Consider the following 19120-nt stretch of genomic DNA (forward strand, 5'->3'; position numbering starts at 1 on the left):
CATCGGAAGGTACTACTATAGATTATGATATACAGAAGGTGACACCGCAATGGAAAGTGGAGATTTGAGGATTTTTCAGGCTGTTGCCCGTGAGGGTACGATTACGAAGGCTGCGCAAGCCCTGAACTATGTTCAGTCCAATGTGACCAGCCGGATCCAGTTCCTGGAGGCCGAGCTGAAGGTCCCGCTGTTCCACCGGTCCAACCGGGGGATGACATTAACGCCTGCGGGGGAGAACCTGCTGGAATACGCGAATGCCATACTAATGCTAATGGACGAGGCTGTACAATCAACACAATACTCAGAGCACCCGGCCGGCCCGCTGCGGATCGGCTCTATTGAGACGACAGCGGTCATTCATCTCACATCCATGATCGCTGACTACCATTCCCGCTACCCCGATGTCCATCTGTCGCTCATCACGGGTGAAACGCATGACCTTCTCCACAAAGTGCTTGATCATAAATTAGATGGTGCTTTCGTCTATGGACCCATAGACCAGCCGGATATCGGGCATGTTGCGGCTTACGAGGAGGAGCTGGTGCTCATTGCTGAACCGGGGACAACTGAGTTGCATGAGTTGCTGCAAAAGCCCATGCTGTTCTTCGACGTTGGCTGCACGCACCGGGTCAAAGCGGAGCGCTTCCTGCGCGAGAGCGGGATGCACTCGGTTCAGATCCGGGAATTCGGCACGCTTGAAATGATTCTGAACGGAGTATCTGCCGGACTCGGCGTATCCCTGCTGCCGAAGTCCTCGATCTGCAAGGCAGAAGAGGCCGGACGAATCACCTCCCACCGCCTGCCCGAAGATTACCGGAAGCTAGAAGTATGGTTGATATACCGCCACAACTCGGTGCTTTCCAGTGCAATGTGCAGGTTTGTAGAGGTGGTGGGGCAGAGATAGATAATGATAAAAGGAGTATTTTCCTTGAACGATACACCCAACACACTTAAACAAATTATCGGAAAAACCGTTAAAGCGATACGAATCAAACAAGGCTTGAGCCAAGAGGACCTTGCTCACGAATGTAACGTAGATCGTTCCTATATCTCTATGATCGAAGTCGGCCGCAACGAGCCATCCATCACCAAAATATTTGAGCTTTGCAGAGGTTTAAAGATTACTCCCTCCTACTTCATTAAATTGGTTGAACTTGAGTATGACAGAGACCGGGAGCAGGAATGAAACAACTCTCTAGCTCTATCCAAGCATAAAATGCCTGCGGCATCCCCATTGTGATCGGTTTTTCGATCATATCCGGCCCACACGCCTCTGCCGCACCTAATGTGATCGGTTTTTCGATCATATCCGGCCCACACGCCTCCGCCGCACCTAATGTGGTCGGTTTTTCGACCATATCCGGCCCACACGCCTCCGCCGCACCGAATGTGGTCGGTTTTTCGACCATATCCGGCTGTTCGGTGAAATCAGCGAAGTCATTCCTATTACTGAACCAGAATATAGTCATCCTGCCGATGCTCCAAGACACTTACCCCCAACTTTATGCACAACTTATCCACATCGGACGAAAGTCATAATCTCCTAATCAATAAAAAAGATCAGAACCTACTCCCTCAGGCTCTGATCTTTTCGCATCTTACAATCTATCTACTCGAATCCGACATCAGCCAGGCCAGGAATTCTCCAAACGAATCGGCTACCTGCTCAACCTCTTCAAATTCAGGCTCAACTCCACGGACAATAGCCCCGCTGTCTGTCGTTAAGTCGATGGCGTAGAAGGAATATCCGTCCTTCACAGACATTACGATCGGCAAGTGATGATCCCACCAGGCCGTGATCTCGGACTGCCAAGCTGGATCACCCGCTGCTGCCTCCACACTAAGCATTTCAAATTCATTCCACCGGAATTCGGTTTCCGCGCTATGATTGAACTCAGCCTCACAAATAAACCAGGTTTGCTCATCCGGTGCAACGCAGGTTTCAACTACACTTAGAAACTCTGAGTACTCTTTGGGCAGTCCTTTATATCTGGAAGTAATGCCGCTATTCAAATGCAGCTGAGCACCGGATTTCTTCCTAATCTCCCAGCCGTTTGCCTCCGCCCAAGTCATAAATTCCCTGATAAGAGCTTTTCCTTTTCCACTATTCGTGTCCAAAAGATACACCCGCCCATCTGCTTAAGAAATGGAAACTACCACACTAATATACCATTTCCGCAGGGCTGCTTACATACAGCAGATCATTCCTTTACCTTAAGCTGCCACGTTGCCTCCCTGCCTTCCCACTGCTTACCGTTAGCCACATAGTACTCTCTTTCCACCGACCCATCTGTTTTGGTAAAACTAATGGCAAATACCTGACCTTCTGCGATTTGCATCGGGTATTGATCATACGGAAGAACATTACCCGTCTGTGTCAGCTTGCTGGCATCTTCGTAAGCATCTTCTAATCGCCAAAACTCCCAGTAAACATAATCCCTGAATCCACTCATGTCCTGCTTCCCGTAATACGATGCTGCATACTTCTTACCCTGCATAGTGATTTCTTCTACTCTGAGCGGTTCAATATCCTTCACCATCCAGCTAATATCCTCGGAGTGCAGGTTGCCTCCATAGTGCTTATGTAATTGATTGGCCATGCAAGGAACAGACTTGGTAATAAGTTCCATTTCATTGACTCCGGTATGCGCTGCCCCGTAAATGCCCATGATGCTCTCGTTGCCCAGCTTTTCAAATTCTCGGATGAAATTCTCCGTCATCTTATTTTCCCGGTATACATTATCGTAACTCCTGTAATACCTCTGGCCCTGCTGAATCGCTTCGGTTGTTAAGGTGTATATCTCCGATCCGGTCAAATCGTTGGCCTTAAGATAAGACAAGAACCGCTCGCCGGTAGTATCAGGTCCATGCCCAATATCTGTTCCGTGAAAGATTGTCTCAGGACATCCGCTTTTTATTTTCTTAAAAAAAGTCTTCGTATAGGGAATGTGACCCTGAGTCCCTTCCCAATCCTGATAAAGCTCCTCCAAAATGTCATCATTGTCCGACTGCATCCACAGGTTCAAGTATTCGGCAGCGTAATAGGACTGCTCCACGAATAGGTGTCTCATGCCCTTGTTGTGGTAATAATCAGACCAAGCTTCATATTCCTTGTCCATAATCTTGGCAACGCCATGGGATTCGCCATACAGATAAATCTGGCCGGTCGCTTTGGTCGTTAGCGGGGTTGCTCCAGGGGTTGCCTGGGCCAATCGGGCAGGAGGTGCCGATGGACTGGCTGATTGTGCAGACGGACTTGCTGTTTCGCCCGCAGAAGAGTTGCCGCTGCAGGCTGTCAGGCTGCTGATCAGCAGTATCGCCATTAGGGCAAGCAGCAGAGGACGAGTATACCTTATTCGCGCCTGAGCCGCTACGCCGCCATATGTATTGGAATTTTTTACATCCATAAGGAATATCACCCTTTCATCATCAACTCTTACAAGTTAATCACAAATTATGGATGTCCTCAGTGCTGTATGTCATGCATAGAGTTACATTACTAATCAGTAAAGCACCCACCCTATGAGAGCAGCAGGCGCTTGGCAGCAATTATGACTTCTGAACAGGCCGGACATACTTGAAGTACCGATCCGGGTTGAAATAGAAGTAGATGATCCGGCCGGGGGTAGAGTCGAAGCAGTAGCCAGTGCCTGTATAGTCAAAAGCAGCCATCGCCTGCTCCATCCGTTCCTCGACACTGCGGTTCTCCTGCTCATAATCGAATGGCCCGTGCTCGAATACGATATACTCGGCCTCGGGGACATCCGCCATCAGCATCTGCGCGGGGACTTCACCTTCATACTCGTAAGGGAGACGCACACCGTAACACTCTGTACGCGGAAATCCCCAATCGCAGAGTCTGCCGTCCGGGTCATTCATATAGGCCATAATCTGGCCGTTGCCGCTGTTCGTGTCGCTTCCGCCGTCATCATCCAGCTTGCCCTTGATACTGTCCAGCAAGCCGGTGATGGTCTCGCAATCCTGCCCAGGAATCAGGCTCTGCTTCTGCCAGAAATCCCAATACCCGTTGCTCTCCACGTTCTCGATGTACAGGAACTTGTGTGCGGGAATGGTCACGAAATAAATCTTAACCTCTTCTGTAGATTTTACCATGCCAACCTCTCCTAGTCCGAAAAAGTAGCGGTCAAACGGGTTGATTTTGGTCCGCAGGACGACAGGGTACGGGTGTCTCCGGTACTCGCTTGGGGCCACACCATAGGTCACCTTGAACGCGCGCGTAAAAGCTTCATGGGAGGAGAATCCATAGTCGAGCGCAATATCCAGAATGCTTTTTCCGCTGTCCCGCACCTCCTTCAGTGCAAAAGCCAGCTTCCGGTGGCGAAGGTAATCCCTAAGCTGCATCCCGGATATCTCTTTGAATTTCCTCGTCGTATGAAACTCCGAATAACCCAGCTTGTCAGCAAGAGATTGCAGCGTTATGGCCTCACTGTTATGCTGCTTAATGCTTTGGTCCATATCATCGACAATGGTCTGGATCTGCCTGTGCCACTCGTACACCGTCCGCTCACCCCCTCGTTCCAACCGCTCTATGTTCATTCTAGAATACTGGAAAAGGTATTTCTTGATTCTACTTGCGGCATGGGATCAGCCTCATCTCTGTAAGATGATCCAGATTGATCTCGATCCTCAGCTCATCATGCTCATTCATCGCGATTAATGTCCGGTCTTCAATACTTAATTGCTTGATAGGATTGGTGACATCCGAGAAAAAAGCCCAAACCATATTGCCGCCCGCATCGGTGCAGGCAATGAAGCCCTCATTCCCCATCTGCCCGTCCCCGCCGTAGATTGTACCGCCCTCATAATCCAGACTCGTCCATGCATCAACAATGGTCCAAGGATCATCGTTATGCTTCACAATGCTCTCAATCGTTGTGTCACACAAGGGGGAACAGCGCATTGTACGCTGACGGGTATTCGGGTCGTAACAGGTCTCAATATTCAGAATCGTAATGCTGCCATCTGCCCAAGCAATACAATTGATCCCGGGCAGCTCACACTCCTCCGTCCAATGCTTCAGGATTAAGTTACTCATGGCTCTATCCTTCCGTTTCGCTGATTTCCTGTACATATACCATTTCTGTTAACCGCCCCGTTTTCCCTTCTCAAGGGTAAAAGACCATCCTAATTAATCAAGTGATTTCAGTCCATAAATGCGGTAAGGGATGAGGCTGTATCTGTAGCGAAAAAACAGGGGTAAGTGTATTCTGTGCAACTAAAAACAGTGAAACGGAAGTCCATCTTCTTCTAATTGTAGTCTGTACAACTAAATTTGACTGGATGGGCAAAAATCCAGAACTAGAGGCATTTTAATTGCACGAAATACATCTAAAAAGAGATTTGGCGGCACATCCGGCGATTTAGTTGTACAAATTGCAATTAGGACTACCCCTACTAGGTCCGATTTATGTACAAAAAAGCTGGAGGCCCCATTGGAGGCCTCCAGCTTTTTATCTATTTCACTTGTGCCCCAAGAGTCTCCAGCATACGCTGCAGCCGCTCACTTGTCTCTGTTGAAGCTGTGTAGATCATTACCTTCAGATCCGGATTACCCGGAGGCTGCAGGGTCACATGCTCAAACTCCATCTCGCCGATCCGGGGATCATATCTCTGTTTGTGGTGGTCTGCTACGGCCTGAACCTCATGAAGCGGCCAGATCTCGCGAAAGAGCTGACTGTTCTGCATGAACTCTTCGATGAGCTGCTTAAACCTCGCATCATCAGGGAAGCGCGCGTAATCCGCACGGAACTGGGCAATCAGGACTTTGGCTCCAGTTCCCCAACCCTCTACGGATGGCCACAGCCCTGTCAAAAGATATCTGACCCAGTTGATTCTCTCCGGCACCGCATCCGCACACGAAGGTAACCGGAACACAAGCTCAGCCGCCTGATTCCACATCAGCATATCCCAATATCTCCCCAGCACAAATGCCGGATGCGGACCTAGCGCCTGGATCATCCGTTCAATGCCCGCAGGAATGTGCAGATCCGCTTCCCTGTCCTGTTGTACCGGTCTGGCAAGAAGATGCAGATGCTGGCGTTCATCCTCTGTTAACCGCAAGGCTCTGGCTATATTATTAAGCACTTCCTCCGATGGATTGACGTTCCGGCCTTGCTCCAGGGAGGTGTACCACGAGGTTCCGATATGGGCAAGCTGGGCTACTTCTTCCCGGCGCAGCCCTGTAATCCGCCGTCGCCCATAAGATTTCAACCCCACATCCTCCGGCGTAAGGCGTTCCCGGCGCGTACGCAGAAATTCACCCAATGATATTTTGGAAGAAACGTTCTCCATAGAATAGAATCGCCTCCTTATCCTGACACTCCCAATCATACGATAAAGGCAGGAAGGATGCTATTCGCGCGTCCCATTATACTCCTCCTATGACTTAACAACTTAGGAGGATCTGAGGATGAAGATTTTTGTAACTGGAGCAACAGGTAAGGTAGGAAGCCGTCTGGTTCCGCGTCTGCTCCAGCGCGGCCATCAGGTTAAACTCTTGGTCAGGGATACTGCCAGGGTGGAGGAGCTTCGCCAGCAAGGGGCTGAATGCGTAGAAGGCGATCTTCTGCAGCCGGAAGGATATCTTGAGGCACTGCGGGACATTGGCGTTGTGGTTCACTTAGCCGCCCAGTTCCGCGGCGTGGATGAGCAGACCACCCGAATAGCCAATATTGACGGCGCTGTGGCTTTGGCCCGTGCAGCGCTGGATGCGGATGTGCCAAGGTTCGTATTCGCAAGCACCAACCACGTCTACGGACCAGGAGGTCATTCCCGGCCCAGCCGGGAGGAGGATGACCTCCGGCCTGCTTTTGCCTATCCCCAGAGTAAGGCGGAAGCTGAAGCGGCGCTGCTGGCACTTCACCGTGAACAGGGCTTAGGGCTGCGTATTGTACGTTTTCCCTTCGTCTACGGTGAGCGCGACCCCCATATCGCGGAGGTACTGCCTTATTTCAGCCAATGGAATCCGGCCAGACGCATCCATATGGCCCATCATGCGGATATCAGCCAGGCACTGATGCTCGCCGCCTTCACGCCGGGCATCGACGGACGCATCTATAATGTGGCTGATGATGCACCGATCTCCGTGGCCGAGATGCTTCAGCTTCATCAGGCCGAACCCGCGCCTGAAGCTCTGCAGCAGCCATATGATCCATGGGACATGATTGTCGATACCTCGCGGATCAGAGACGAACTGCATTACCGCCCGATCTATCCGACGTTCTATACGGCAAGAGATGCAGGAGCGTTATGATCTAACCCGCCTGCACCTCTGTTATTACCTGCCCTCAAACCGTTTAACCGCATCCTCCGTCACCGGCTGAAAAAGGTTCACCAGGTTGCCGTCGGGATCACGGAACAGCATCGAGCGGTTCCCCCACGGCATCGTGGTTGGCTCCTGTACCCAATCCTCAACAGCTGGCTTCAAGCGTGCATACTCCGCTTCAACATCGTCAACGCGGAACTCCATAATAACCGTGCGGTTACTTCCCGCCACTACAGCATCTGCGCCGAATAGCTGTGCTGTCTTGGAGTGGCCGATGGCCAGAGTACATGTGGGCATAACGAATTCGGCAAATACCGGAGCGGGCCGCTCTGCCGTCCCCCCTGTCACTTGCTCATAGAACTCAACCAGACGATCGATGTCGTCAGTAATGATGCGTATCGAAGCGAAATTCATAAGTGTTCATCCTCTCTTGAATGTGTACATGTCTAATGATAAAAAAACGCTACTGACAACGTTATGTCAGTAGCGTTTTTAATGTAGACGAAAAACCGATCACATTCGGCTGACGAAAGGTTATCCGCTCCAAATGTAATCGAAAAACCGATCACATTCAGCGGGTGCAAGGCAATCGGGCCGAATCAGTAGCGCCTGCATGTCCTGTATCTCTACCCTTAGCCTATTCTCAGGGCAATATTCCCGAGCTGCTCCGCACGTTCCATCCGCTGAAGGGCAAGCGGGGTCTCCGCTAAGGAATACACGCTATCCATGATAGGGTGTATCTGATGCTGCTCCATGAACCGAAGCATCGCGGTGAACTCTTCATGGCTGCCCATGGATGTTCCAAGCAACTGAAGCTGCGGGAAGAAGATCGCTCTGGCCGGAATGGTGAGATCATCGCCCGAGCTTGCGCCGAACATGACGATTCTCCCGCCCGGCTTGATGACCTCGAAGTATTGCCCGAATGTGGCTGGACCTAGACTATCCAGGATCAGGTCTACAGGATGGTTCCCGAGTTCTTCCCTCCAACGGGTGTTGCTGTCTATAACCTGAGTAACCGGTAATTGCAGGGCCTCTGCACGCTTCGCTTCACTTCTGGACGTAACTGTAACCCGCGCCCCTGCCGCTGCCGCCATAAGAGCAGCAAACGTAGCCACTCCGCCGCCAATGCCCGGAATCAGTACATGGTCGCCCCACTTCAGGCCCCCTCTAGTGAATAACGCCCGATACGCAGTAAGTGCCGCTAAGGGTAAGACACCCGCTTCCTCCCAGGACAGATACACTGGCTTAGGCACAACATTCTGCTCAGGCACAATCACATATTCCGCAAAAGTCCCGTCTGCAGGGTAACCCAATATGTCAGGAACCACAGGTACCTCATCCGCCCGATTCCATCCGAGACATGGATTAATAATGACTTCCATCCCCTGAGCCAGGCCGCTTACCCCTTCACCCGTCTCTTCAATAACACCAGCCCCGTCTGAACCCAGCACACAAGGATGAATCGGACCCGGTGCACCTTCTGTAGCAGAAGCAGCAGCTATAATGAATAAATCCCGGTGATTGAGTCCGGCTGTCTTTAACCTTACCTTGACCTGTCCCTGTTCAGGACGCTTGTCCGGATGATCCGTATATTGCAGACCCTGCGGTCCAAGTGTAATTGCCTTCATCTTCATATCCTCCTGTTACGCTATAGTGGCTTCATACAAAGTGTAGGCTGTTCCAGCGGTTAGGTAAAATGACTAGAAGAGAAGGTGAGTATCATTAATAATGATAGCTGTAGTAATCCATTTAGTATGGTCAAGGGACGGGGCTTAGCCTCCCTGCAACAGCCGGAATCGGCCGGCAGCAATAATGACCGCCAGTACTATAAAGATGATGTTGATCCACACATTCGGTTCGCCCCGCAATAGATGGAAGACCAGACCGGAGCCTGCGGCAGCAGCCAGACCCATAGCGGCGAGCGGGGTAAGCTGCGGCTGGATGCGAAGAGCCATCGGCAAAATTAACCCCAAGACCCCCAGCAGCTCAGCGATGCCGATACCCATAACCAACCCCTGCGGCACATCATTCACCCAGCTCCAGGCCGCCCGGGCCGAGTCCAACTGAAATGCCTTCAGCCAACCCGAATACAAGAACCCCGCACCTAGAACAATCTGTAAGACCCATAACACGAAATTCATATACAATGTCACTCCTTCTCATATGTTTACGCAAGCCGCATCCGGGCCCTCCACTCGGGCAGGCGGTTCTTCTTGCGCTACAGAAACCTTAGCTGCATAATAATATGAAGGGTTTCCCATGAGAAGTAGACACTTTAATTAAACCTAGTTACTTCAAAGATACCTTACGTGAATCAAGGGGGCAGCGATATGACCTACTGCAAATTCGAGTCCGCATTAGAAATCTTCGTGGGGAAATGGAAGCCCGTCATTCTGCTGCGCCTGTTCAATAACGGAGCTATGAGATTCAGCGAATTACAGCGCGCCATTCCTGAGATCACCAAAAAAATGCTCACACAACAATTGCGTGAGCTGGAATACCATAATATTGTTCACCGTGAGATTTACCACCAGATCCCGCCGAAAGTGGAGTATTCCATCACGGAATACGGACGAAGCTTGTCCGGCATCATGCAGGCCATGAATGATTGGGGAGTCACCCACATCGAGCATCTGAACCAGTTATATGGTGCTGAACGTATCGGCGAACTGGAGTCTGACTAGCGCCGCGGATCAATAATAGAATGCTCGATCTCTTCGATGTAGGAATCAAAGGCCTCCACGCCTTCACTTAAGATTAATGCGGCCTCCTGCGCCGTGACTGGTAGCGCCCATACGATCTCAGCCTTCTCGCTCCCGACCTGAATCTCCTCCAGCTCTTCACTTTCTCCCCTCAGCTCATCCAGCAGAAAAGCAGTGGTTGTCCAGTTAGCCGGGGCCAGCGGACTCTCTTCCATCACTCTAGGTATCCGTGAATCACCTGCGCCCTCTATATGATGGGCGATAAGATCACTGAGATAGGTAAATATCCGGTCCATAGACTCTCCGCCTAAGTCAGAGGTCAGAGCCATCACCCACTCTGTACCCACAGCTTGCCCATTTAGGCGGTGAGTCGCGGATAACCCTACTGTTGCAAACCTCGCAATCTCTTCCCCCTCCACTGCAGGAAAATAATAGATCTCAACATAGGCTCCTGTTTCAGGCTTCTTCAGAATGACCCGGTATTCCGGCATCTGCCACTCCCGCATATAGGCACCCAAGATAAGGGTTCTGCGGATATCGAAGGAGAGCTCCCTCTCTTTAGTTGATTCCATGAAGATGGTCATCACCTTTCCTCTTTTGATTAGGATATGGTTAATAAGTTAAGTATCTCTTTTACAAAAGTATCAACAACTGCTCTGTCAGGACGGGACTTCAGGAACACCGTAAGTCCTATTAACGAAATGACCAGTGTCTGCGCCAGATTCTTGGCATTAATCCCGGCAGCTAGCTCCCCTGACCGCAAGCCCCGTTCAATCGTTTCCTGGAAGATGACCGAGAGGTACATCTGATGTTCCCTGGTCAGGATCTCAAATTTCTCATCATGGGGAGCTAGTTCCACCATTGAATTGATGCAGAAGCACCCCGTGCTCGGGCTTTTCTCATATTCTTTGGACACCACATCTTCAAAAAAAGTACGGAATGCCTCTTTCACCGAAGAATGCTTGTGCAGACTGCCCCGGACATAGGCGGCATGGGAACTTGTATATTTTCGCAAGGCAGCTTCAAATAATCCTTTTTTATCTCCAAAGGCAGAGTATAGGCTTGGACGCTGAATGCCCATTCTTGCGGTTAAGTCGCTTAAGGAGGCAGCCTCGAACCCTCTTTCCCAAAATACATGCAGCGCTGCATCCAGCGCCTTGTCCTCATCAAATTCACGCGGCCGGGCCATAGATCTCCCTCATTTCGTATCGAATGGTATATTACGATTGTATTTGACTAAGTAGCCCCTGTCAATTAGAGCAATTTATATCCGACTCTTCCCGCTTTCCCCTTGACAATTAATTTTGGTTAGCGGTATATTTATCAGGAATTATTTCATACCGTTCAGTATATTATTATATCCATATATCGAAGGAGGCGTTATCTCTGGTTAACTTTGTAAAAGAACCGCAAGCCATTACCGCACCATCCGGGCCAACGCCTGCATCTTCAATGTCCCGTAAGGTTGCACTCCTATTTGCCATCACCTGCGGACTGGCGGTAGCCAACATTTATTACGCCCAGCCCTTACTGGACGCGATCTCCAGCGAATTCGGGATTACGCATTCTTCCGTCGGCATCGTGATTACAGTGACTCAGATTTGTTACGCCCTTGGACTACTGTTGCTGGTGCCGCTGGGCGATCTGCTGGGTCGGCGCTGGCTGATTACCGGACAGATGCTGGTATCCGTGCTGGCTTTGGTTGTTGTGGGCACTGCCCCCACCAGCATGGTGTTATTCATAGGCATAGCTACGGTCGGACTGCTTGCGGTAGTGACACAGACGCTTGTTGCATTCGCAGCCACCTTGGCTGCCCCGGCTGAACGCGGACGAACGGTGGGTGTGGTGACCAGCGGAATTGTCATTGGTATTCTACTGGCGCGGACATTCGCCGGCGCGTTAACGGATCTGGCCGGTTGGCGTTCGGTCTACCTTGTCTCCGCAGGACTCACGTTAATCATGGCAGGTGTATTGTTCAGGGTGCTGCCGCAATCTGAGCCCCGGAGAGAATCCTTATCCTATCCGCAGCTTCTCCGTTCACTGTTCACGCTATTCGCACAAGAACGGCTGCTGCGAGTCCGTGCTGTGTTATGCCTGCTGATTTTCGCCGCGTTCAGTATATTGTGGACTTCTCTGGTGCTGCCGCTCAGCGCTCCGCCGCTGTCTCTGTCCCATACCGCGATTGGAGCGTTTGGTCTCGCCGGAGTTACCGGGGCGTTAGCAGCAGCGCGGGCAGGCCGTCTGGCCGATCGGGGTTTGGGGCAAAAGACCACCGGCGTAGCGCTAACTTTATTGCTTCTTTCATGGCTGCCAATCAGTTATACTCCGCATTCGCTGCTCGCGTTAATCATTGGGATTATCCTTCTTGACCTGGCCGTACAAGCCGTACACGTCACCAACCAGAGCATGATCCTTCATCTGCGCCCGGAAGCCCGCAGCAGAATTACTGCCGGTTATATGGTCTTCTATTCGATTGGCAGCGCCACCGGATCTATTGCATCTACCAGTATGTATGCATACTCGGGCTGGAACGGAGTGTGTCTGCTCGGTGCAATGGCCAGTGCTCTGGCTCTGATATTCTGGGCGTTAACCCGTCATATTAAATGAACAATCTAACGGCTTCATATTCCCTTAGTGAGGTTTGTCAAAATCTTAAATTTCCATTATTGTTATCCTTATCTTACATTTGACGTTATGGATGCAGAAATGGAGGCCCGGAATTTCTTGAGACCACGGTTATTAACACGTTCCTTCTATTATCTATGGACGACCCAGACGGCAGCGAATGCTGCCGATGTCTTGTATATTATGGCCCTGACAGTGCTGGTGCTGGACCGGACGGATTCCCTTGTCTCGGCGGCCCTGATGCCGCTGATGCGCAGCTCGGCCCAGATGGTGAGCGGCTTCATTGCGCCGCTGCTCATCAACCGGATCAAGCTGCCCTCGCTGCTGCTGATCTCACAGACAGGCCAGTTCCTGCTGTTTGTGCTGCTGGCTCTGTATCTGCAGCTTAACGGCGCGGCTGCTTCACTCACACTTGTCTTTGCTCTGGTCTTCGTCATGTCCTTCCTCGACGGCTGGACCGTTCCAGCCCGTAATGCGCTGGTGCCGCGGCTCGTAACGCGGGAGGAGGGGCTGCTTAAGGCTAACGGTCTGATCAGCGTTAGCGATCAGGTCGTGCAGTTTGCGGGCTGGGGACTGAGCGGCCTATTGGTCGCATTCCTTGGGCCCAGCCCGGCGCTGCTGCTGACAGCGGCCATCTATGGGCTGGCGGCCGCATTTACGCTTGGCGTGAGAGAGCCAGCAGAAGCAATGGCTCAGATGCAGGGGCAGCCGGCGGGCTTGGAGCCGGTACCCCCATCCGCCTCGAAGTGGAAGACCTTGACCGAAGGCTGGCAAGTCATCTGGCGTATGCCCCGCCTGCGGATGCTGACCTTCATGGACATCATCGACATGCTTGGAGGCTCGGTCTGGGTCGGTGCGTTCACGCTGGCCTTCGTCCAGGTGGCGCTGAAGCAAGGCGAAGAATGGTGGGGCTTCATTAACGCAGCCTATTTCGCAGGAACGGTCGGCGGCGGGCTGCTGGTCCTGTCGGCAGTGCGTCTCATCGGCAACCGTTATCTGGGGGCGATGCTCATCGGTATGGCGGGCTATGGCCTGCTCACCATGGTGTATGCTCTGAATACCCAGCCGTATATAGCACTGGTCCTTGTCCTGCTGATGGGACCGTTCGCGGAGCTGTCGGTGATTAACCGGCGTACCCTCATCCAGCGCAGCACCAGTAAGCAGATGCTGCCCAAGGTGCTGTCGGCGCAAGCCTCGCTGCTGCATCTGGTGTTCTGCATCTCGCTGCTGGTCATGGCGGGACTGGCCGAACGGTTCGGGATCGTCAACCTGTATCTGCTGGCGGCGGTTTTGACATCGCTGGCTTTGGTGGTCGGCTTGCTCGGCCGCCGGGCATTCAGGGACGAACCTGAGTCATCAGCAGCCAGCCGCCCAAGCCTTTAATTGTATATCTGTCTGGTATGAAATATCATACAATTAGGCTCATGGATGATTAGAAGGAGAGATTTGGGATGCAGCATGATAACTCTGTGGTAGATGAACAAGTATGAGCGAATTCCTGAAATTAATGAAGGATGCAAGGTTCAGAAGAACCATGCGGATGATTTTCAAGTTCGCCTGGGATTTCTGGTGGCTGGGCAAGCTGAAGGTTGTGATGTCAAGGCGGCGCTTTGCAGCGAAGCAACGGGCCTTATACCGCAAGCAGGCAGCGTATTTCACGACTACCGCCATGGATATGGGCGGGCTAATTATCAAGCTTGGGCAGCATGTGAGTGCGCAGGTGGATATGCTGCCGAAGGAAGTTATTGAAGAATTGTCCAAGCTGCAGGATTCTGTAGAATTCGTAGATTTCTCCGAGATCCAGCAGAAGGTAGAGCGTGAACTCGGGGTATCCATCAGCAAGATGTATGCTGAGTTCAACGAGACTCCTATTGCAGCAGCATCCTTCGGACAGGTCCACCGGGCCACCTTACGGACAGGTGAGCAAGTCGCCGTGAAGGTGATGCGGCCCGGGGTGGAGGACATTATCGCGATTGATTGGAAATCCATTCAGGTCGCTATTTCGTTATTGAAGCGCCAGAAGCTGATTACAGACTTCATGGACCTTGATGCCGTGTATGATGAGTTTCATGACACTATTATGGAGGAGCTCGATTATCAGCAAGAAGGGCGTAATGCCGAAGAGTTCAAGCAGCAGCTAGCCCATCGGAAGGATGTCGTGATTCCGCACATCCATTGGTCCTGTACTACATCGCAGGTGCTGACCATGGAGTTTATGGAAGGTGTCAAAATCAATGATTTCGCCAAGCTCGAGGCTTGGGGGGTAGACCGGACCCAACTGGCAACATCGCTGATCGAAATGTTCGTGGAACAGATTTTATTGAATGGCTTGTTTCACGCAGACCCGCACCCGGGCAATGTGCTCGTGCAGCCTGACGGCACCATCGCCTTGATTGATTTTGGAATGGTCGGGCGGATCGCCCGTGATATGAAGACCCAGATGGTAGCCCTTCTGCTGGCCGTATATTTAAAAGACGCCCACGGTGCCATCGATGCCCTGAACCGGTTGAGATTTTTAAGACGCAATGTAGATCTGGAGGTCTTCTCCAGGAATCTTACGTTATTATTCGAACAAATCAACGGCGATACGTTCGATCTGAGTTTTGTGACGTCAGGCGACAATGTGGAAGAACTGCGTCATTTCCTCTACTCCCAGCCTTTTCAATTACCTGCCAATACCACATTCCTGGGCAAAGCCATAGGCACCGTGTACGGTCTCTGTACCGGACTGGACCCGGACCTTGATCTGGTCGGGACGGTTAAGCCTTATGTGGAACAGGTGGTGCGGAGGGATCTGCGGGGAAGTGTTATCTCCAAAGTTGTAGAGGATGGCAAGAATATGCTCAAAGACATCCTTCCAACGACCAAGAAGTTCATGTCTGCAATCGATAAAATGGATAGCGGAGGCTTAAGGGTCAAGCTGGCGAGCTCCCTCGAGCAAAAATTAATCGAGACGCAGAATAAAAATACACAGCGGTTAATTGCCACCATCATTGGCGCAGTATTACTTCTGGCCGGGGTTAACCTGTGGAATGAAGTGAATCCCATCGTCTCTTATGTACTCGGCACCCTGGGCCTGCTCGTTATGCTGAGCCAACTCCGAACGAGACAAGGCCGCCGGGACGAAAGACATGCCAGACAAATCAACGCTATGCGTGAACGTAGCCGGTTGGAGAAGCCGAAGTCTAAATCGCGTGGATAACGAAAGGTGGATAACATTAACGCTTCGTACGAAACTAAACTGTACAAGTGGAAACGGCTTTGCCGTCCTTTTAAAGGACGGTACCGTTACCACTTCATCCTTCCGGCCGATCTCATCATTGTTATTCATTACTGCTGAGCGGAACGTGAAAAGTTACCGTTGTCCCTGCATCCAGCGAGCTTGTGATATGAAGGCCTGTTCCGAAATGCCGCTTCAAGCGCTGATCCGTATTGATTAATCCGACGCCGGAACTACTGCTTTTACGCCTTTCCAATAATCGCTGCAATTGAACCTCATCCATTCCGACCCCATCATCTTTAACTGTGATCTCTGCCCGGGTCTCCACGAAGGAAATACGTATGACAATGCTGCCTCCACGCTTGCGCTTCATGATTCCATGTTTAATTGCATTCTCAACGAGAGGCTGAATCGTAAGAAACGGGACTTTGATGCACCTGTGATCATCAATCTCCCAAATCACCTGCAGCCTCTCTTCAAACCGCACCTGTTCAATATATAAATAAGAACGCACTAAACTCAGCTCTTCTGCAACCGGAACAAGACTTTCAATGTTCTGGAATTTAAATTTGTTTCGCAGATAATTAGTGAATTCATCAAGCAAATCACGCATCTTCTCCAGATTAATATCCGTTAATGCTGATATAGCATTCAAAGCATTAAACAAGAAATGAGGCTTAATTTGGGCTTGCAGCCATACAGTTTCTAGTCGCAGCTGTTCCCGAATGGATTGCTTAATCGTCGTTAGCGCCTGTATCCGCAATTTAAGTTCTATGGCTTCTACCGGCTTCGTCACATAATCGTTTGCTCCCGCCAGGAAACCGCTATGTATATCCTGTGGCTGGCTTCTTGCAGTAAGAAGCAGAACAGGAAGCTCTGTGAAGGTAAATCGCTCACGAATCCTTCGTGTCAGTTCATATCCGGACATCATCGGCATCATGATATCAGAGATTACCACATCCCATTCCTTCGTACCCAGAATAGCCAACGCCTGTCTGGCACTGGTTACCATGGTTGTATCATATTCGTCTGGTGGCAGTATGGCTTCAAGCACTTGAAGGTTAACAGGATCATCATCAATAATTAATAGAACCGGACGGTCGGAATCCATCTTGAAGAACGTTGCCGGTGTCTCATCACTCAGGGGGTTTGCGTTGTCCATGTTCATTGGAACAGGTTCTTGAATTGCCACAGCAGATATGGGTAACGGTTCAAAAGATTTCGCCGGCGCACTCTCCGCCTCCGCTTCCAAGCCTGCCAGTTGTAAAGAGAAGCTGAATTGCGAACCTTCTCCTTTAATGGAGGTTACATCCAATGTGCCCCCATGAAGCTCTGCCAGTTGTTTGCTTATACTCAGCCCTAACCCGAAGCCGCCTTCAATCATGGTCTCCGTTGTGTTGGCTTGCTCGTATGGATGGAATAGGCATTTAAGCATGTCCTCATCCATTCCAATTCCGGTGTCAGCAACAACGATATAAGCCCTCCCGTCGTTTACATAAGCCGAAATCAAGATAACTCCATCATTTGTGTATTTCACAGCATTATGAAGTAAATTGAAGAGGATCTGAATAATCCGGTTCTCATCTGCATGGACCAGAGGAAAATCTTCAGGAATTTGATTTGTAATTTGTATAGATTTCACCTCTGCATTCAATTGCAGCATATCAAGGACTCCCGTCACGATCGGCTGGATCGGTATAACCTTTTTGCTGATACGGGGATTGCCTTCCCGCAGGCTCATCACATCAATCAAATCGTTTAATATCAAGGTTAGCCGGTGCCCTACAGAAAAAACAGTTTCCAGCTCTTTGATGCTTCTTGCCTGCATTACATGCTGTTCCCGTTTCATAACAGATTGTGATAGGTTGAGCATGCTGTGCAGCGGATTTTTGAACTCATGTGAAACATTCGCCAGGAATTGATCCTTATGATCATTCATTCTTTGCAAGGTTGTTGCTAGCTCATTCGTGTTTTCGTACATTTTAAAATAATTCCTAAACCATACTGAGGCCAAACACCCCATTGAAATAATCAAATCAAACGGATAATAGAGAAGATTATAACCGCCCTCCCGCCAGAAGAGCATCCAGATCACATGATGGATCAACGCAAGGATGGAGAACAACAATAACAGATTCCCTCTCATATCCTTGACCACTGTTCTACAGATCGCAATCGTTGCAACGACTCCAGCAGTACCGCCTAGCAGATTATACACAGGGAAGATGCTGGTTAACTGATATGTATCCAACAATAGCGTAATCCCTGCGGTCCCCAAGATCAGTGCCCTAAATACAGGATATATTCTGTGCCAAAGAGCTAGTTCGCGATGATTCGTACACTCCAATAATGCATAGGCTCCAACTAAAAAAGCTACATTGGATAGCCGGAAATCCCATACGTTGCCGATATAAATGATTTGATGGAACAGCTTCTCATCACTGCTTAACGCACCGCTTAGTGTGAAAGAGAATGTCAGTAAAGAGAAATACAGCAACTTTGTCTGCTTGTTACCCAATACAAATAATATAAACGCATAGGCAGAATGGATCAGAAAGATAACCGTTGTCAGAACCTGCATAGATACCGAAAGTTTCATCTCCTGGGTAATTGCTTCTTCTGTCCCGAATTTAATAGACCGGACAATGCCACCGCTCCGGCTATCCACATAATTGGACGCTTGAATTACCAATTCGATTACACCATCTTTATCGGCCCTAAAGGTTGTAGAATACGGAAGATTCTTAGCGATAGAGGCTTCTTCCGAATCCGCTACCCGCCCGGATTTAGCCAGTAACCGGCCGTTTACGTATACTTCCGACGAAGTGCGTATACTTGGCACACGAATACTATAGTTGAGATCCTGCTGCGGATTCACATATATTCGTAAGCGGTACGAGCCAAATCCATATGGAGTAGAGGTCCCGGGATGCACAGCTTGATTCCATCCCCCTGGAACTTGAATCATCCTTGGCTCACTCAAAGCCAAGCCCTGCTGCTTTTTGCTATCCTTGAACCAATGTGAGGAATACAATTCCCATTCCCCGTCAAGCAAAACAATCTGCCCGTCTTCTGCATTCCAATTACGCAAATGGAGTTCCCCGTTTTTTATCGAATCCTGTTGTAAACCGCCAAACAACTCCATCCATAATAAGCGTGAGCCTGATAGAACAACTAATAGTAACCCCAGGAATAAAAAGATGTACTTCATTTTCATTTGGTGATTCCATGAAAAATTAGCCAAGAGTATCCCTCTCCTACTCATTTCTTCTTCTTTATCTATCGGCT

General features: G+C 50.3%; 19 protein-coding genes. 7 read left to right on the plus strand and 12 right to left on the minus strand.

Features of this window, described 5'->3' with window-relative positions; translation table 11 throughout:
• Positions 1 to 49 precede the first annotated feature (49 nt).
• The gene (locus NYE26_RS30530) at positions 50 to 904 is read left to right on the plus strand and encodes a LysR family transcriptional regulator (protein WP_339252461.1); all 855 of its coding nucleotides are present in this window, start codon (positions 50 to 52) and stop codon (positions 902 to 904) included.
• 3 nt (positions 905 to 907) lie between these two features.
• Complete coding sequence (locus tag NYE26_RS30535) at positions 908 to 1186, plus strand: helix-turn-helix transcriptional regulator (protein WP_339252463.1); 279 nt, start codon at positions 908 to 910, stop codon at positions 1184 to 1186.
• Here NYE26_RS30535 and NYE26_RS30540 read toward each other — a convergent pair.
• The 6 genes from NYE26_RS30540 to NYE26_RS30565 all read right to left on the minus strand — a co-directional run bounded on the left by NYE26_RS30540 (position 1140) and on the right by NYE26_RS30565 (position 6312).
• Positions 1140 to 1469, minus strand: a complete 330-nt coding sequence (locus NYE26_RS30540; RefSeq protein ID WP_339252465.1) for a hypothetical protein — start codon at positions 1467 to 1469, stop codon at positions 1140 to 1142. The two genes, NYE26_RS30535 and NYE26_RS30540, sit on opposite strands and share 47 nt — an antisense overlap.
• A gap of 136 nt (positions 1470 to 1605) precedes the next feature.
• Positions 1606 to 2073 (minus strand): SMI1/KNR4 family protein, encoded by a 468-nt coding sequence (locus NYE26_RS30545; RefSeq protein WP_339252467.1) that lies wholly within the window; start codon positions 2071 to 2073, stop codon positions 1606 to 1608.
• A gap of 128 nt (positions 2074 to 2201) precedes the next feature.
• Complete coding sequence (locus NYE26_RS30550) at positions 2202 to 3407, minus strand: hypothetical protein (protein ID WP_339252469.1); 1206 nt, start codon at positions 3405 to 3407, stop codon at positions 2202 to 2204.
• 142 nt (positions 3408 to 3549) lie between these two features.
• Positions 3550 to 4518: a helix-turn-helix transcriptional regulator gene (locus NYE26_RS30555; protein ID WP_339252470.1), complete on the minus strand. Its 969-nt coding sequence runs from the start codon at positions 4516 to 4518 to the stop codon at positions 3550 to 3552.
• A 70-nt stretch (positions 4519 to 4588) separates the two neighbouring features.
• Positions 4589 to 5056, minus strand: coding sequence for a hypothetical protein (locus NYE26_RS30560; protein WP_339252471.1), 468 nt, complete (start codon positions 5054 to 5056; stop codon positions 4589 to 4591).
• 419 nt (positions 5057 to 5475) lie between these two features.
• The gene (locus NYE26_RS30565; RefSeq protein WP_339252472.1) at positions 5476 to 6312 is read right to left on the minus strand and encodes a helix-turn-helix transcriptional regulator; all 837 of its coding nucleotides are present in this window, start codon (positions 6310 to 6312) and stop codon (positions 5476 to 5478) included.
• Positions 6313 to 6430: 118 nt separating this feature from the next.
• On the opposite strand from NYE26_RS30565, the gene NYE26_RS30570 reads away from it, so the two are divergent.
• Positions 6431 to 7273 carry an NAD(P)-dependent oxidoreductase gene (locus tag NYE26_RS30570; protein ID WP_339252473.1) on the plus strand — a complete coding sequence of 281 codons (843 nt, stop codon included), beginning with the start codon at positions 6431 to 6433 and terminating at the stop codon, positions 7271 to 7273.
• A gap of 24 nt (positions 7274 to 7297) precedes the next feature.
• On the opposite strand, the gene NYE26_RS30575 is transcribed toward NYE26_RS30570, so the two are convergent.
• The 3 genes from NYE26_RS30575 to NYE26_RS30585 form a co-directional block, all read right to left on the minus strand.
• Complete coding sequence (locus NYE26_RS30575; RefSeq protein ID WP_339252474.1) at positions 7298 to 7699, minus strand: VOC family protein; 402 nt, start codon at positions 7697 to 7699, stop codon at positions 7298 to 7300.
• Positions 7700 to 7917: 218 nt separating this feature from the next.
• Entirely contained in the window at positions 7918 to 8913 is a 996-nt protein-coding gene (locus tag NYE26_RS30580) for a zinc-binding dehydrogenase (RefSeq protein WP_339252475.1), read from the minus strand.
• A gap of 144 nt (positions 8914 to 9057) precedes the next feature.
• Positions 9058 to 9426 (minus strand): DoxX family protein, encoded by a 369-nt coding sequence (locus NYE26_RS30585; protein WP_339252477.1) that lies wholly within the window; start codon positions 9424 to 9426, stop codon positions 9058 to 9060.
• A 189-nt stretch (positions 9427 to 9615) separates the two neighbouring features.
• Between NYE26_RS30585 and NYE26_RS30590 the strand changes: the two genes are divergently transcribed.
• A complete protein-coding gene (locus tag NYE26_RS30590; RefSeq protein WP_339252479.1) occupies positions 9616 to 9969 on the plus strand; it encodes a helix-turn-helix domain-containing protein in 354 nt (117 codons plus the stop codon).
• Here NYE26_RS30590 and NYE26_RS30595 read toward each other — a convergent pair.
• Both NYE26_RS30595 and NYE26_RS30600 read right to left on the minus strand, forming a co-directional pair.
• Positions 9966 to 10559 (minus strand): suppressor of fused domain protein, encoded by a 594-nt coding sequence (locus NYE26_RS30595; protein WP_339252481.1) that lies wholly within the window; start codon positions 10557 to 10559, stop codon positions 9966 to 9968. The genes NYE26_RS30590 and NYE26_RS30595 overlap by 4 nt on opposite strands.
• 29 nt (positions 10560 to 10588) lie before the next feature.
• On the minus strand, positions 10589 to 11176 hold the full coding sequence (locus NYE26_RS30600) for a TetR/AcrR family transcriptional regulator (RefSeq protein WP_339252483.1): 588 nt from the start codon (positions 11174 to 11176) through the stop codon (positions 10589 to 10591).
• A gap of 263 nt (positions 11177 to 11439) precedes the next feature.
• On the opposite strand from NYE26_RS30600, the gene NYE26_RS30605 reads away from it, so the two are divergent.
• The 3 genes from NYE26_RS30605 to NYE26_RS30615 all read left to right on the plus strand — a co-directional run bounded on the left by NYE26_RS30605 (position 11440) and on the right by NYE26_RS30615 (position 15814).
• Entirely contained in the window at positions 11440 to 12594 is a 1155-nt protein-coding gene (locus tag NYE26_RS30605) for an MFS transporter (protein ID WP_339252485.1), read from the plus strand.
• 117 nt (positions 12595 to 12711) lie between these two features.
• The gene (locus NYE26_RS30610) at positions 12712 to 13995 is read left to right on the plus strand and encodes an MFS transporter (protein WP_339252487.1); all 1284 of its coding nucleotides are present in this window, start codon (positions 12712 to 12714) and stop codon (positions 13993 to 13995) included.
• Between the two features lie 103 nt (positions 13996 to 14098).
• Complete coding sequence (locus NYE26_RS30615) at positions 14099 to 15814, plus strand: AarF/UbiB family protein (protein ID WP_339252489.1); 1716 nt, start codon at positions 14099 to 14101, stop codon at positions 15812 to 15814.
• A 121-nt stretch (positions 15815 to 15935) separates the two neighbouring features.
• Here NYE26_RS30615 and NYE26_RS30620 read toward each other — a convergent pair whose 3' ends face one another.
• Positions 15936 to 19049, minus strand: coding sequence for an ATP-binding protein (locus tag NYE26_RS30620; RefSeq protein ID WP_339257663.1), 3114 nt, complete (start codon positions 19047 to 19049; stop codon positions 15936 to 15938).
• Positions 19050 to 19120 lie beyond the last annotated feature (71 nt).

Origin of the sequence: Paenibacillus sp. FSL P2-0136 (assembly GCF_037975325.1) — a bacterium.
In the GTDB taxonomy this organism is placed as follows: domain Bacteria; phylum Bacillota; class Bacilli; order Paenibacillales; family Paenibacillaceae; genus Paenibacillus_AQ; species Paenibacillus_AQ silagei.